This is a genomic window from Paenibacillus mesophilus, from assembly GCF_005938385.1.
Classification (GTDB): Bacteria; Bacillota; Bacilli; order Paenibacillales; family NBRC-103111; genus Paenibacillus_AB; species Paenibacillus_AB mesophilus.
Window position 1 is genome coordinate 224672 of record NZ_VCRA01000004.1, and the last position, 14669, is coordinate 239340.

Annotated in this window: 12 protein-coding genes and 1 riboswitch; of the genes, 6 read left to right on the plus strand and 6 right to left on the minus strand. The window is 55.5% G+C overall.

Features of this window, described 5'->3' with window-relative positions; all coding sequences use genetic code 11:
- Positions 1-20 precede the first annotated feature (20 nt).
- The 5 genes from FE783_RS08625 to FE783_RS08645 all read left to right on the plus strand — a co-directional run bounded on the left by FE783_RS08625 (position 21) and on the right by FE783_RS08645 (position 6379).
- The gene (locus tag FE783_RS08625; RefSeq protein WP_238402947.1) at positions 21-1553 is read left to right on the plus strand and encodes an extracellular solute-binding protein; all 1533 of its coding nucleotides are present in this window, start codon (positions 21-23) and stop codon (positions 1551-1553) included.
- Between the two features lie 25 nt (positions 1554-1578).
- Positions 1579-3414 (plus strand): cache domain-containing sensor histidine kinase, encoded by a 1836-nt coding sequence (locus tag FE783_RS08630; RefSeq protein ID WP_138878949.1) that lies wholly within the window; start codon positions 1579-1581, stop codon positions 3412-3414.
- Positions 3395-5002, plus strand: coding sequence for a response regulator (locus FE783_RS08635; protein ID WP_138878950.1), 1608 nt, complete (start codon positions 3395-3397; stop codon positions 5000-5002). The genes FE783_RS08630 and FE783_RS08635 overlap by 20 nt, the downstream gene beginning before the upstream one ends.
- 90 nt (positions 5003-5092) lie before the next feature.
- Entirely contained in the window at positions 5093-5353 is a 261-nt protein-coding gene (locus tag FE783_RS08640; protein WP_138878951.1) for a hypothetical protein, read from the plus strand.
- 126 nt (positions 5354-5479) lie between these two features.
- A complete protein-coding gene (locus FE783_RS08645) occupies positions 5480-6379 on the plus strand; it encodes an AraC family transcriptional regulator (protein WP_138878952.1) in 900 nt (299 codons plus the stop codon).
- Between the two features lie 209 nt (positions 6380-6588).
- Here FE783_RS08645 and FE783_RS08650 read toward each other — a convergent pair whose 3' ends face one another.
- The 3 genes from FE783_RS08650 to FE783_RS08660 form a co-directional block, all read right to left on the minus strand.
- Positions 6589-7239 (minus strand): thiamine diphosphokinase, encoded by a 651-nt coding sequence (locus FE783_RS08650; RefSeq protein ID WP_138878953.1) that lies wholly within the window; start codon positions 7237-7239, stop codon positions 6589-6591.
- Between the two features lie 17 nt (positions 7240-7256).
- On the minus strand, positions 7257-7889 hold the full coding sequence (locus FE783_RS08655) for a YigZ family protein (RefSeq protein WP_138879198.1): 633 nt from the start codon (positions 7887-7889) through the stop codon (positions 7257-7259).
- A gap of 91 nt (positions 7890-7980) precedes the next feature.
- On the minus strand, positions 7981-9336 hold the full coding sequence (locus FE783_RS08660; protein ID WP_138878954.1) for a glucose-6-phosphate isomerase: 1356 nt from the start codon (positions 9334-9336) through the stop codon (positions 7981-7983).
- A gap of 204 nt (positions 9337-9540) precedes the next feature.
- Here FE783_RS08660 and FE783_RS08665 point away from each other — a divergent pair, with 204 nt between their 5' ends.
- Complete coding sequence (locus FE783_RS08665) at positions 9541-10842, plus strand: NAD(P)-binding domain-containing protein (protein WP_138878955.1); 1302 nt, start codon at positions 9541-9543, stop codon at positions 10840-10842.
- Here FE783_RS08665 and ppnP read toward each other — a convergent pair.
- The 3 genes from ppnP to FE783_RS08680 all read right to left on the minus strand — a co-directional run bounded on the left by ppnP (position 10812) and on the right by FE783_RS08680 (position 14420).
- Complete coding sequence (gene ppnP, locus FE783_RS08670; protein ID WP_138878956.1) at positions 10812-11132, minus strand: pyrimidine/purine nucleoside phosphorylase; 321 nt, start codon at positions 11130-11132, stop codon at positions 10812-10814. The two genes, FE783_RS08665 and ppnP, sit on opposite strands and share 31 nt — an antisense overlap.
- 153 nt (positions 11133-11285) lie before the next feature.
- The gene (tkt, locus tag FE783_RS08675) at positions 11286-13301 is read right to left on the minus strand and encodes a transketolase (RefSeq protein WP_138878957.1); all 2016 of its coding nucleotides are present in this window, start codon (positions 13299-13301) and stop codon (positions 11286-11288) included.
- A gap of 333 nt (positions 13302-13634) precedes the next feature.
- Positions 13635-14420, minus strand: coding sequence for a CAP domain-containing protein (locus FE783_RS08680; RefSeq protein WP_138878958.1), 786 nt, complete (start codon positions 14418-14420; stop codon positions 13635-13637).
- Positions 14421-14428: 8 nt separating this feature from the next.
- A riboswitch (cyclic di-AMP (ydaO/yuaA leader) is annotated at positions 14429-14562 on the minus strand.
- Positions 14563-14669: the final 107 nt, after the last annotated feature.

Consider the following 14669-nt stretch of genomic DNA (forward strand, 5'->3'; position numbering starts at 1 on the left):
ATACAAGGGGGGCACATTCGATGAGAACCGTCAATAAGAAGCCGTTTCTTCACGCTTGGCTGCCGGTCGCGGCAATAGCACTGCTGATGAACGGCTGCACTTCGGGCCTCTCGGACCAAGAAGGACCGGCGAACGACGATTCGAAACGGGGAGAGCCGCCCCGGAAAATCAGCATAGCGATCAACGGGCAATCCAGCACGTTCCCCCCCGGACTGGACGAGAACAACAATCCATATTTGGACTATATCGAGAAAAACACCAATTTGGACATACAGGTGATGCTTCCCCCGGCAAACGGCTATGTCGATAAGCTGAACGTCATTATGGCGTCCGGACAATTGCCCGATATGATCAATACAGGGAGCGCCGCTTTTTTGTCCACCTATGTGAAGCAAGGAGCTTTGAAGCCGCTTAACGAGTACATCGACAAGTACGGGCCTGATCTGAAACGGCTGATTCCGCAAGAAGCGTGGGACCAGGTGACGATGAACGGGAACATCTATGCGATACCGAGCTTGAACGAAGTAATGGGTACGCAAATCATGTACGTCCGCAAAGATTGGCTCGACAGGCTCGGGCTGAAGCCGCCCCGGACGCTGGACGAATACAAGGAAGTGATGCGGGCGTTCGCCAAGAACGATCCGGACGGCAACGGGAAGGACGATACGATCGGGTTCAGCATTACCGACCAGCTGGGCAGAACGGCTCCGATTTTCGGCGCCTTCGGCACGCAGCAAAATTCGTGGTACGAACGGAACGGGAAGCTGGTCTACTCCGCCACTTTACCCGAGACGAAGGAAGCGCTTGCATTTCTGGCGGAGCTGTACCGCGACCATATACTGGACCGGGACTTCCCGTTGAACAAGGCGGAAAACTTGGGCGACAAGGTCGCCTCGGGCAAAGTCGGCCTGTACTCCGCCGCCTGGTTCGACACGCGGGGGCCGATCGAATTAAGCCGGCGAAACGATCCGAAAGCGAATTGGATTCCGCTCGAATATCCGACCGGCAAAGACGGCCAAAAAGGAACGTACAGCATCTCCTCCGTGCGCTCCTACAATGTCGTTCCGGCCACAAGCGAGCGTACCGAGGAGGTCGTCAAGCTGCTGAATTTCATTGGCGGCCAAGGAAACCAAACTTTGAAGCTCGGCTTCGAGAATGAAGTGTGGTCGATCCAGGACGGCAAGATGGTCGCCGATTTCGAGGCGCATAACAAGCATCTGTACCGCGGCATTTACAGCTCCTTGTGCGATACCGTAGTGCCGGAGGTGACGAAGCGGCGGCTCGATTCGCTGGGCGAACATTTCCATTTGTGGGACAACGTGCAGAGAATCCATGCCAACCTGATCAAAGCGCAGTTTAACGGAGCTCCTACGCCGGCCATGGGCAACTACAATTTCAAGCTGCTGAAAATTCAGGACGACGCCTTCACGAAAATCGTGATGGGCCTCTCTCCTCTTGACGAGTTCGACCGCTTCGTCGAAGTATGGAGGCAGGAAGGCGGCGACGAAATTACGAAGGAAATCAACGATTGGTATAAGGCCGATCATCGATGACGCCAGAAGGGTTGTGGCCTGCAGCATGCACACCGTATTGAATCGGCTGTACGATCGGTTTACGAGGCACATTCAAGTGCGATTAACGAGCTATTTCCTGCTCATCCTGCTCCCTCTCGTATTGGTAGGCTTATTCGCCAATGCCAGATCCCAGCAAATCGTCGAGCACAAAACCGGTGAACGGACGAAAGGGACGCTCTTGTCCGCCGCCGAATACATCGATCTGATCGTGCAAAACGTAGACAATTTATCGATGCTCATCTCGACCAATACGCATCTGATCGGAATGCTCGAGCGTGCCGGCCCGGAGCCGGGCCCGCAGTCGATCTTGGATTTCACGCAAATTTTCAAGGACATTACCGAGACGACCTCGATCCATCAAACTTTGGCCGGAATCTCGGTGCTGCACCTGCCTTCCGAGTACATGATCATTTCCAACTATGGAGGCAAACGGATACAAGGCGCTAGAGAGCATGAAGCGATCCGGATGGCCATCGAAGGCAACGGGGCGCGGGTCGTCTACTCCCCTACCTCGAAGTCCGATACGCTGGACGGGACGTTTACCGGCGACCGCATATATTTTTTGCGGACGATGGACTTGTACAACCGGTACAGGCAGCCTAACATCTTGATGTTGTCGGTCAAGAAGGAAACGCTGCTTAAGCTGATGGGCTCCCTGCTGCCGTCCCGGAACGCGCAAATTTATTTGCACACGGCCGGCGGCGAACTGGTCGTCGGCACGGAAGGGGAACAAGCTCCCCCGCTCCCGGCGCTCGGCGGTGAAAATATCGCCGTTCCGGTCGCTGATGGAGGAGAAGAACGGATGCTCACCGTTCGGGCTCAAGCCCGCTATTCCAACTGGTCGCTCACGATGATGCAGCCGGAAAGCGAATTGAACCGCGAGACCGGGCAGCTGCGGCTGTATACGTATTTCATGATCGGGTTGAGCGTGCTGCTTGCCCTGGGGATTGCCTGGGTCGTATACAGGAGCATAGCGTCGCCTCTGGACAGTCTTGCTTATGGGATGAAGCAGGTCCGGACGGGCAATTTGAACATTCGGCTCAGCAACAACCGCAAGGACGAGCTCGGCTATTTGACCGGAACGTTCAACCAGATGGTCGACGACCAGAGGCAGCTCATCCAAGGCTATTACGAGCAGCAGCTGCGGCTGTCCAAGACGGAGCTCAAGTTTTTGCAGTCCCAGATCAACCCGCACTTTCTGTACAATACGCTGGATTCAATTTATTGGATGGCCAACCAGTACGAGGCGAACGAAATCAAAGAAATGGTGCTGAACTTGTCCAAATTTTTCCGGCTAAGCTTGAATAAAGGGCGCGAAACATTCCCGCTCCGCGAAACGGTCGACCATTTGCATTATTACATCCGCATTCAACAAATCCGGTTCTCCCAGCGCGTATCCGTACAGTATGACATATCCGAGGACAGCGCCGGTATTCCGGTTCTGAAGCTGCTGCTGCAGCCGATCGTAGAAAACGCGATTTTGCACGGCTTGGAGAAGCAGGACCAGCATGGCGAGCTTAAGATAACAAGCCGCTTGGAGCAGGACCGGCTCGTGCTGAGCGTCAAGGACAACGGGGTCGGCCTGCCCCCCGACCGCCTGCGGTATATCCAGCACGAGCTCGGCAAGCTGCAGGAAGCGCAGCTGCTGCTGACTCCGTTCGAGGAGGAAGGCGGCAAAGACGACTTATTCGGTCTGCGCAATGTGACGGCCCGAATGAAAATGTACTACGGCGCGGAAGCCGGCTTGACGATTACAAGCAAGGAAGGCGAAGGAACCGAAGTGATTCTATGGCTTCCGCTCGAGAAATGCGAGGTGTACGATGAATCTGCTGATCGTTGAAGACGAGCCGCTGCTGCTGAACTCGCTCGCTGGCGATATTCCGTGGGAGCGGCACGGCATCGAGGTGATCGGGCTGGCTTCGAACGGTAGCGAAGCGCTCCGGCTTATTGCCTTGAAACGGCCCGACCTGGTGCTGCTCGATATCCGGATGCCCCAGATGGACGGACTTACTCTGGTTCAGATCGTGCGCAGCCAAGATCCCGATATCAAATGCATCATCTTGAGCGGGCACGATAATTTCTCGTTCGCGCAGAAGGCGCTCGAGCTCGGAGTGAGCCATTATTTGCTCAAGCCCGCGGGCGAGACGGAAATATTGCGGGCGGTTACGGATGCCGCCGGACAGCTGCGGCGAGAGCTCGAGGAGCGCCACAGCCGGTCTATGCTGCAGCACAAATGGCAGGAACATTTGCCCCGGCTGCAGGAAATGTTTCTGCAAAATTGGCTGGCCGGCAAGTACGCTCCGTGGGAAATCGAGCGGCGCAGCCGGGAACTGCTGATCGAGCTTCCGGATAGCGGCCCGTTCGTCGCGGCGATGATCGACATGGACCCGTTAAGCGCGGAGGAACGCCGGTTCGAGGCGGACGATAGGCCGCTCCTGCAATTTTCGGCGAACAGTATCGTACGCGAGTTTCTGACGACGTCGGCGCTCCGCAGCTGGGTATGCACCAATACGGCGGGCGCGACCGCCGTCATTTTCGCCGATACGGTCCCTCCTTCCGAGCCGAACAGCTTGCTGCTGCAAGTTCACTCCACCGCCTCCAAGCTGCTCGGCGTCATCAAGGAATGCCTGAAGCTGACGGCGAGCGTAGGGGTCAGCGGCATGGGCGGCTCGTTCGAGGATCTGCCCGATCTGTATAAGCAAGCCCGCAAATCGCTGCAGGAGCGTATCGTATTCGGAAACGACATCGTCATTCCTTACCGCGAGGAGCAGAGCGGGAACGGGATGACCGTCCCTCCGGCAACACTTGAGAAGGAGCTGGAAATCGGTCTCGAGACAGGAGATGCGGTCAAGGCGGCGGCGGCGCTCGAAGAGCTATGGAACAGCGGGATCGGCGCGGCCGATACGGTGGAGCACGTGCGCGAGCATTTGCTGTATGTAAGCTCTTTGTTCGTCCGTTTGATCGGCCGTCAAGGATGGTCGGTCCTGCAAGTCGTCGGGAACGATTACGATTATTTTCATAACCTGCACGCTTTGGCGACGAAGGAACAGGCATACGAATGGCTGCATCGGGTGGCGCAGCGCTATATCGACTATTTGCAGTGCGAGCGGAATTCGGCGATGAGCGGGACGATCAGGAAAATCGTGGATATCGTGGACCGGGACATCGACAAGGAGCTTAGCCTGTTTGCCGTGGCCGACCGGTTGTACGTCAATTCGTCTTACCTCAGCAGGCTGTTCAAGCAGCAGATGGGCAAGCCGTTCACCAGCTATGTGCTGGAGCGGAAGATGGAGCGGGCCAAGTCGCTGCTGCTGAACGGCTGCAAAGTGCATCATGCCGCCTACCTGGTCGGTTATAAGGACGACAGCTATTTTGCCCGCGTCTTCCGCAAATATTGGGGTGTCGCTCCAAGCGAGATCAAGCCGTAACGCATAATCCGCCGCGCCGGCATCGTTTCCGCCGCTTCGGGGCACCCTATAGGCGATCATTTCCATACTTCAATCGGAGGTGAAGATGCAATGGAACAGCGCGGCAAGGAGCGGCTGGAGCAGGATTTGGCGGATGCCTTGACCGAAGGGGAAATGGCGGGAAAAGATCCGGACGTCGCGGCTCTCCGGCGCCTCAGCCCGAGATACGAAATCCGTTCGCAAGCCGAGCGGGACCCTATCGTCGAGGAAACGAAAATCGTCCGCGGCATCGTGCGGGAAGTGGATGACCGGTACGACGATTACATAGCGCGCGCTTCCCGCAGCGAGGACGGCGACAGCCGGGAAAGCTGAATCGAATGAGCAAAGCGGAAAGCCGGCCGGGACGCCCCGAACCGGCTTTTTTCTTCATCTTGAACGGGATAATCGGGTTGTCATCCCTCCTTGTCTCTTCTACAATGAAGATGGAGGTGAAACGCCGTGCGGCTATACTCGAAGGACGCCTATTTGGAGAGCGACGAATTCCCGTTTCGCGCATTTCTGTACTCGACGATGCCCGAACGGCCGGACCTTGCCCATTATCACGATTTTATCGAGCTCGTCTATGTAGCCGAAGGGCGCGGAGAACATCTGTATAAAGGCTGCTCCTACCCGATATCCAAAGGCGATATTTTCGTCATTCCGCCCTTCGTGCAGCATGACTACAGCGTGATCGGCGATACGCCGTTGGACGTGTACAACGTCATGTTTTTGCCGTCCTTTTTGACCCATGAGCTGCAAGCGCTGTCAAATATGACGTCGTTTTTCAACTTTTTCTATGTCGAACCGTTTTTCCGGCAAACTCTCGATTTCGAGTCCCATATGAAGCTGTCGATTCTCGAAGGGCAGGAACTCAAGCAGCGTCTGGAACGCATGATCGAGGAGTTCGACCGGAAATCGCTAGGGTACCGAATATCCATTAAAGCGCTGCTCATCGAGATGCTCGTCTGGCTGAGCCGGCGTTACGAGGAGAGGATCGTCGTCCCTCCGATCCATGCGAGCCAGTCCAAGGCGATCCAATCGGTATGCAAGTTTCTCGAGCATCATTACGCCCAGGACATCAGCCTGGAGCAAGTATGCCAAATGTGCGGGATGAGCCAGTCCAGCTTTACGTTCAAATTCAAGCAGACGATGGGCAAAACGTTCACCGAATACCGCAACGAGGTGCGGATTCACTCCTCGCTGAAGCTGCTGCGCGAAACCGACGACAAAATCATCGCCGTAGCCGAGTGCGTCGGCATCGGCGATTTGAGCCATTACAATAAGCTGTTCAAGAAGCATACCGGGTTAACCCCGCGCGAGTACAGGGCGAAATATAGGCACGATCCCGGCGAAAGCTAGTATATAGAGACTGTCGATTAACTGCTAGAGAAGCGTGAACACGCCGTTCCAAGTGAAAAGATACCTTCTTCTGCTCAGACAGCTTGTTTTAAACTCCTGGATTGATAAGGATGTAGCGGTTGGAATTTAAATCCAAAACTCGCCAGAAGGTATCCTTTTCACTTTCCACTCCTTTATTCACCAGTTAATCGACAGTCTCATATACCTGCTTATTCGTCCTTGCTCCGGATCACTAGAAGATGGCCGTCACGAATCTCCACATGGCCCGTCTCCCCGATGATTACATTGCTGATTCCGAGCGATTGCCCAAGCGTCAGCGTAGCGTCCGTCAACGGATACAGAAAGCCTTGCAGCGTAATGCCCGACGCCTCCAGACTGAGGGGTAGCAAAGAAACGTGGGTGTAGTTCCCTTTGACTAACGTGACATCCAGCTGTGCCGGACCAAGCAATAGAATCTCGTTGCAAGCGTCGACGATGGAACAGCGGACGCCCCGCTCCATTCCTTTGCGCAGCAGGTGCACATTGGCCAGCGAATGGTCGAACCGGCTGCCGAGCGCGCCGAGCAGTACGATTTCCTGCGGATTGCGCTCCAGCGCCCAATTGAACGCCATCTCCGTATCGGTCCAATCTTTCATGACGGGATCGCAGTCGATGAAGCTTTCGCTGTGACGCCGCACTTCTTCCCGCTCCTCGGCCGTCACCGAGTCAAAGTCGCCCAGCGCCAGCGTCGGCCTTCGGCCGTTTCGGACGAGGAACAGCGCTCCCCGATCGGCTCCTACGAGCACATCCCGCGGGCGTAATTGCTCAAGCGCCCACTCGCCCAGCGTCCCGCCCGTCACGATCACAACTCTGTCGGACATATGCCGTTCCCCCGAATTCATAATGGCACTTCCCGATACTCCGCCTCGCCGATTATAATGGACGCTTGTCCTTGCGTAACATCGGTCATCCACGCCGCGAAGGAATCGGCCTCGGCTTCGCGCGGCCAGCAGCTGAGCGTTACTTTGTCGGTGAATTGCGTCTCGCCGAGCATCGTTCCTTTACCGCGCAGCTCGTTGTCCACCTTGCCGTGCCACGTGTAGTCGATCTCCACCAGCACCTCCCGATGAAGCGCAAGCGTGACCGGCTCCGCCGCGGCCAAGCCTTCAACCGTGGCGTCGGTATAAGCGCGAATCAATCCTCCCGCGCCCAGCATGATTCCCCCGAAGTAACGGGTCACGACGACTACGGTATTTTTCAACCCTTGATTTTTAATGACCTCAAGGATCGGCTTGCCTGCCGTGCCGCTCGGTTCACCGTCATCGGACTGCTTCTGGAATTGGTCGCGCTCCCCTACCACATAGGCGGAGCAATTATGCGTAGCCGACCAATGCTCCTTCTTGATCTGCTCGATGAAGGCGACCGCTTCCTCCTCGCTTTCCACCGGCTTGACGTGGCCGATGAACCGCGATTTCTTGATGACGATTTCGGCGGACGCCTGCCGCTTCACCGTCCGGTATTGCTCCAGCATTCGTCTCACCCTCTCTCCCGGCTGTCGTATGAAAGGGGCGGGCAGGTCAAAGCGCATCCGCCTTCGACTTGCCCGCCCTTATTCGTTTTCCTTACTTGCCCAAGCGCGCTTCCAGCTCCGCCTTCTCCTTCTCGTAGCCCGGTTTGCCGAGCAGGGCGAACATGTTTTTCTTATAAGCCTCGACTCCCGGCTGGTCGAACGGATTGACGCCGAGCAAGTAGCCGCTCACGCCGCACGCCTTCTCGAAGAAATAAGCCATATACCCGAACGAATAGGCCGATATGTCCGGAATCGTCACGATCAGGTTCGGCACTCCGCCGTCGGTATGGGCGAGCATCGTACCTTGGAACGCTTTTTTGTTGACGAAATCCATCGTTTGGCCGGCCAGGAAATTGAGACCGTCCAAGTTTTCCGGGTCGGTGCCGATGACGATTTGCTCGGGAACGTTCGCTACCTGAATGACCGTCTCGAACAGGTTGCGCGAGCCTTCCTGAATAAATTGCCCCATCGAGTGCAGGTCGGCGGAGAAATCGACCGAAGCGGGATAAATGCCTTTCTGGTCCTTCCCTTCGCTTTCCCCGTAAAGCTGCTTCCACCATTCGGATACGTAATGGAGCGAAGGCTCATAGTTGACGAGAATCTCGATTGCTTTGCCTTTGCGGTACAGCGCATTGCGCACGGCGGCGTACTGGTAGCTTGCATTAGCCTCCAAATCAGGGCTGCTGTACTCGCGGGACGCGTCAGCCGCTCCCTGCATCATCGAATCGATATCGATACCGGCAACGGCAATCGGCAGAAGACCTACCGCCGTAAGCACGGAGTAGCGTCCGCCTACGTCGTCCGGGATGACGAACGTTTCGTAGCCTTCGGCGTCGGCCAGCTTTTTCAAGGCGCCCTTCTCCCGGTCGGTCGTCGCATAGATCCGCTTGCGTGCTCCGTCCTTGCCGTACTGGCGTTCCAGCAGCTCGCGGAAAATCCGGAAAGCGATGGCCGGTTCGGTCGTCGTGCCCGATTTCGAGATAACGTTGACGGAAACGCGCTTGCCCTCCAGCAATTGCAGCAGATGCGTCACATACGTCGAGCTGATGTTATTGCCTACGAAGTACACTTCCGGGGTGTTTCTCTTTTCTTTGGGAAGCATGTTATAGAAGGAATGCGACAGCATTTCGATCGCGGCTCTTGCTCCCAGATACGACCCGCCGATCCCGATGACGACGAGCGCGTCCGAATCGGATTGAATGCGCTTCGCAGCGTCGCGAATGCGCGCGAATTCTTCTCTATCATACTGCGTGGGCAGCTCGATCCAGCCCAAATAATCGGCTCCCGCTCCCGTTCCGCGGTGCAGCTGCTCGTGGGCCAGGCGAATCGGTTCCCGGAAATAATCGATTTCGTGCTGCTGCACGAAGGCTAGCGCTGGGCTATAGTCGAATTGAAGCTTTTGGCTCATGAATAGTCCTCCTCGAAACTGGCGAAGTATAATTTTTCTATGCTTGTTCATGTCATTAATGTTACAGATAGAATACTTGAATTGTCCGAGCAAAAGCAAGTAAGGTCAGGTCATTCACAGAGGATGCCGGAAATGCTACAATAGTTCTAGGACCAGCAGCACTCCAGGCACTATCTTCGCTGCAAATATCTCGAGGTGAATACGATGAAAAAAATCGGCTTTATCGGCCTGGGAACGATGGGTCTGCCTATGGCGGCCAATCTGCTGCGCAAAGGCTACTCCTTGTCCGTATACAACCGTACGGCGGAAAAAAACGCGGAATTGGTTCGCCAAGGAGCGGAAGCTGCAGCTACTCCAGCCGACGCGGCCCGGGATGCGGACGTTTTGATTACGATGCTCAGCAACGACACCGCCATCCGGCAAACGTTTTACGATCCAAAAGGAATTATGGAGGGCATTCGTCCCGGCATGACCGTGATCGATTGCAGCACCATATCCCCACATATGAGCAAAACCCTTCATGCAGAACTTGCCGAACATGCCGTCCACTTTCTGGATGCGCCCGTAACGGGCAGCAAGCCGGCAGCGGAGAACGGTACGCTTTTGTTTATGGTTGGCGGGAACGAAGAAGCATTGAACGAACAAAAGGACGTCTTCGAGGCGATGGGCAACAAGATCGTCTATATGGGACCTTCCGGGTCCGGATCATACGCCAAGCTGGCGCATAATACGATGGTCGGGATCAACGCCATCGGCTTCATCGAAGGTATGGCGCTGGCGGCCAAGGCGAACGTCGATTTGGATAAATTTTACGAAATCGTCATGGCCGGCGGAGCTAGCAGCAAGCAAGCCGAATTGAAAGGCCCGAAAATATTGGGACGCAATTTCGACACTCAATTCTCGATGCAGCTGATGCATAAAGATTTGCGTCTCGCTTCGCAATTGACCGACCAGCTCCAATTGACCGCACCGCTCCTCAACCTCGCCAAAAACGTGTACGAAATGGGACTCAGCAAAGGACTCGGCGAGCAGGACTTGTCCGCGATCGTGCAGTGCTACGAAGAATGGATGGACAAGAAAATCGAAGCTTGCAAGCATAATGAAAGCCAACCCGAAGTGCTTCTTACGAAACAGGATTTGAACATCGAACGCCGCCGCAGCGTGCGCGTCCCGATGAACATCCGTCTGCTTCTCTCGGTCTACCAATGGGAGCAGGAAGGTTCGTTCTCCGGGCAAAATATTGAAGGCACGCTATACGATTTGTCCGACAGCGGCCTTCAAGTGACCAGCACGTTCCCGCTGGCTCAAGATATGTTCATCGTGATCCATTTCCCGCAGGAGGCCGAATTGCCGCCGATCACAGCCCGGATCATCCGCGTGTTCTCGGACGGAGGCTTGTTCCGCTACGGCTGCATGCTGTCCGGACTTCCGCCCCACACGCGCATCAAGCTGGAGGAATACATTCAAGAGAAGCTTCAGGAAACCGAGACGAAAGAGCAGACGTAATCGGTTATCGTTTTCACGTCCATTTTGAACGTAGCGTTCGCCGGGACTTCGAATTGCGTTCCGCCCTTGTACGGCCTCCACTCGGTTTCGCCCGGAAGCAGCACGAGCAGGTCGCCTGCCGTAATTTCCATAATTTCAACCGTATCCGTCGTAAACTCGTATGTACCCGGGAGCATAAGGCCAAGCGTTTTTTTGGAGCCATCCGGAAAGACGACGGTACGGCTAGTAACGCCCCCGTCGAAGTAGACGTTTGCTTTTTTCGATACGGTTACATTGTTAAACTGGGACATATTGTGGACACTCTCCCTACTTATATTCGAATAAGTCCCCGCCGCTCGGTACGAGCACGCACCGCAAGCGTACGGGTTTACAAAAAGAGTCCTTTTGGGACTCTTTTTGTTGTTATTCATCATCTAAAATTGAATGGATATACGCGGTCGGATCTACAGCAGTGCTTTCACCTTGGCCACAACGTTATCGACCGTGAATCCATACTCCACAATGATTTTGCCTGCCGGTGCGGAAGCGCCGAACGTACTGATGCCGAGCACCGCTCCGCCGTCTCCTACGTAACGCTCCCATCCGAGAGGATAAGCCATTTCTACGGCAAGACGGGCTTTCACGCCGGACGGCAGCACCGATTGTTTGTACGCTTCGGACTGCTTGTCGAACAGCTCCCAGCTCGGCATGCTGACGACGCGGACGCGGACGCCTTCTGCCGCAAGCTTCTGCTGTGCTTCGACGGCCAGCGATACTTCCGATCCCGTTGCGAGAATGATCGCCTGCGCGGCTCCGCCGGACGCCTCGGATACGACATAAGCGCCGCGGGCGATTCCTTCGCGGGCTTTCTCGGCCGTTCCTTCGAGATTCGGCACCGCTTGGCGGGTCAATACGAGCGCGACCGGGCCATTTTTGTTTTCCAAAGCATAACGCCATGCTTGCGTCGTTTCGTTCGCATCGGCAGGGCGGATGACGGTTACGTTCGGAATGATGCGAAGCGCGGCGAGCTGCTCGATCGGCTCATGAGTCGGACCGTCTTCGCCTACGCCGATACTGTCGTGCGTCAGCACGTAAGTAACCGGCAAATCCATGATGGCCGCGAGACGGACAGCCGGACGCAAGTAGTCCGAGAACACGAAGAACGTTCCGCCGTAAGGCTTGACGCCTTTATGCAGAGCCATGCCGTTCAGTGCCGCTCCCATCGCGAATTCGCGGACGCCGAAGTAAACGTTGCGGCCGCTGTAGTTGTTGCGGGTGAACTGGCCGAGACCTTTCATATGCGTCATCGTCGACGACTCCAGGTCGGCGGAGCCTCCGATGAACGAAGCAATTTTGCCGGCGAAGGCGTTGATGGCGTTACCGGACGCATTCCGCGTTCCGATCCCTTTGTCAGCCGGGCTGTACGTCGGCAAATCGGCATCCCAGCCTTCAGGCAGCTCGCCTGCGACGGCTGCTTTGAATTGCTTCGCCAGTTCCGGATGAGCCTGCTCATACTTGGCGAACAGCTCATTCCATGCCGCTTGCGATTGATCGCCTTGAGCTTTCAGATCGGCGAAATGGGCGCGGACTTCAGCCGGTACGTGGAAATGCTGGTCTTCCGGCCACTCGTAAGCTTTCTTCGTCAGCACCACTTCGTCAACGCCAAGCGGCGAGCCGTGCGGTCCGACATGGCCGCCCTTGCCTGCTTTGTTCGGGCTGCCGTAGCCGATAACGGTCTTCACTTCGATGAGCGACGGGCGCGGGTCATTCTTCGCAGCAAGCACCGCCTGCTCGATCGCGGCCAAATCGTTGCCGTCCTCGACGCGGCTGTAATGCCAATTGTATCCTTCAAAGCGCGCCTTCACATTTTCCGAGAACGACAAATTCAATTCGCCGTCCAGCGAAATATCATTGGAATCGTACAGGACGATCAATTTGCCGAGCTGCAGATGGCCGGCCAACGAAGCCGCCTCGCCGGAGATCCCTTCCATCAAATCCCCGTCGCCGCAGATGACATATGTATGGTGATCAATAACTTTCAAATTATCGCGGTTGTAAGTTGCTGCCATGTGGGCTTCAGCCATCGCCATGCCGACTGCGCTTGCAAATCCTTGTCCGAGCGGACCGGTCGTAGCGTCGACGCCTGCCGTGTGGCCGTACTCCGGATGACCCGGCGTTTTGCTGCCCCATTGGCGGAAATTTTGCAGCTCCTCGAGAGACAAATCGTACCCGCTCAGATGCAGCAGGCTGTACAGCAGCATGGAGCCATGTCCCGCCGAGAGGACGAACCGGTCGCGGTCGATCCATTCCGGATTGGACGGGCTGTGCTTCATCAGTCGTGCATATAGGGCATATCCCATCGGAGCCGCACCCATAGGCATCCCGGGATGCCCGGAATTCGCTTTTTGTACTGCATCGATGGACAGCGTGCGGATCGTGTCGATCGCCAGCCGATCGATCGATTTCGTTTGAGACGTCATTAATCCATTCCTCCCAAAAATCGGTATTCGCCGCGTCTCGGGTGTCTCCCGGGCGCGAACCCCCCTCTTTCTCCAGCGGACAGTTCAGTCGCTTGCATTATTGTACCATTTGATGTGCCCGTTTACCACAATCTCCGATTGAAAAAGTGTCTTTCGCTTTCATTTGTCAAAAAGCTCAGACAAGGTGCACATGAAGCCCCGCACCCTACGCAGGTTCATATAAAAACTTTATCAACGTGTAAAAGCTTTTGCATCTGGACTAGGCACATTTGTACGGCCAAGTACCGGTATGCAAAAAACCGGAGGCACTGCCCCCGGTTTCATCTATCTATATTAGTTAGCAATAAACTCCTGAACCCATTCACCGTTGTAGTAGGCGACTCCGATTTTCGTAAAGTTCGGGCTTAAAATGTTTTGACGGTGCCCTTGGCTGTTCATCCATGCATTCATGACTTCCTGCGGATTGCGCTGTCCTTTGGCAATGTTCTCGCCTGCATACGAGTAGTTAATGCCATAAGCTTTCATCATGTCGAACGGAGAACCGTACGTTGGGGAGTTATGGTCAAAATAGTTGTTGTTGTACATATCTTTGGCTTTATCGAGAGCCATGTTCGTAAGCGCCGGGTCGCTCGCAAGCGGCGAAAGTCCGGCCTTTGCGCGTTCTTGGTTAACCAGGGATACGACTTGATCGGCATAAGCGGAAGCGGTTGTTGTCGCGGAATCGCCCGCACCTTGGCCGCTGCCGGCGGAACCGTTGTTTGCCCCCGTGTTCGAATCCGGCTTTGCGGTGCCTTGGTTTGCGTCCGGTTTCGTCGTACCTTGGTTCGTTCCTGCATTCGAACCTTGGTTCCCGCCGTAATACCATTTATTCCCGCCATACTTCGTACCGTAGTCGACACCCGTATTCGGGATATAGAATGTCATTCCAGGCCACACTATAGTCGTGTTCGAGCCTTGAATGTTTCGCAGCAAATCGTTAATGGAAATTCCGAAGCTCTGGGACACTTTCAACGCCGAATCATTGCCCGCAGACGTACTTGGAGCGGCATAAGCCGATCCGGCTCCGGCTATGACACTGAGTGCAATTGCTCCTGTCACTACAGATTTCTTGAAACGCATGGAAAACATCCTCTCCTTATTTTGGCCTGCGAGGTTAGCTGACGGGTTCGGGTCAAAGAGCAATCACCCGGCCATAGCAGTGGCTTCACCCCGGAAACATTGGGTTCCCCGCGCTTTCTGGAAGCTTCGGCCTTATTCGAATTCCCCATGAAAAGAACCGGCATACTTCGCAGCGTGCCGTCTTTCCTGCGGTCGTTCCATGATAACATGGTACATATACCGGGTCACTGCATAAAGATTTCCATCAGA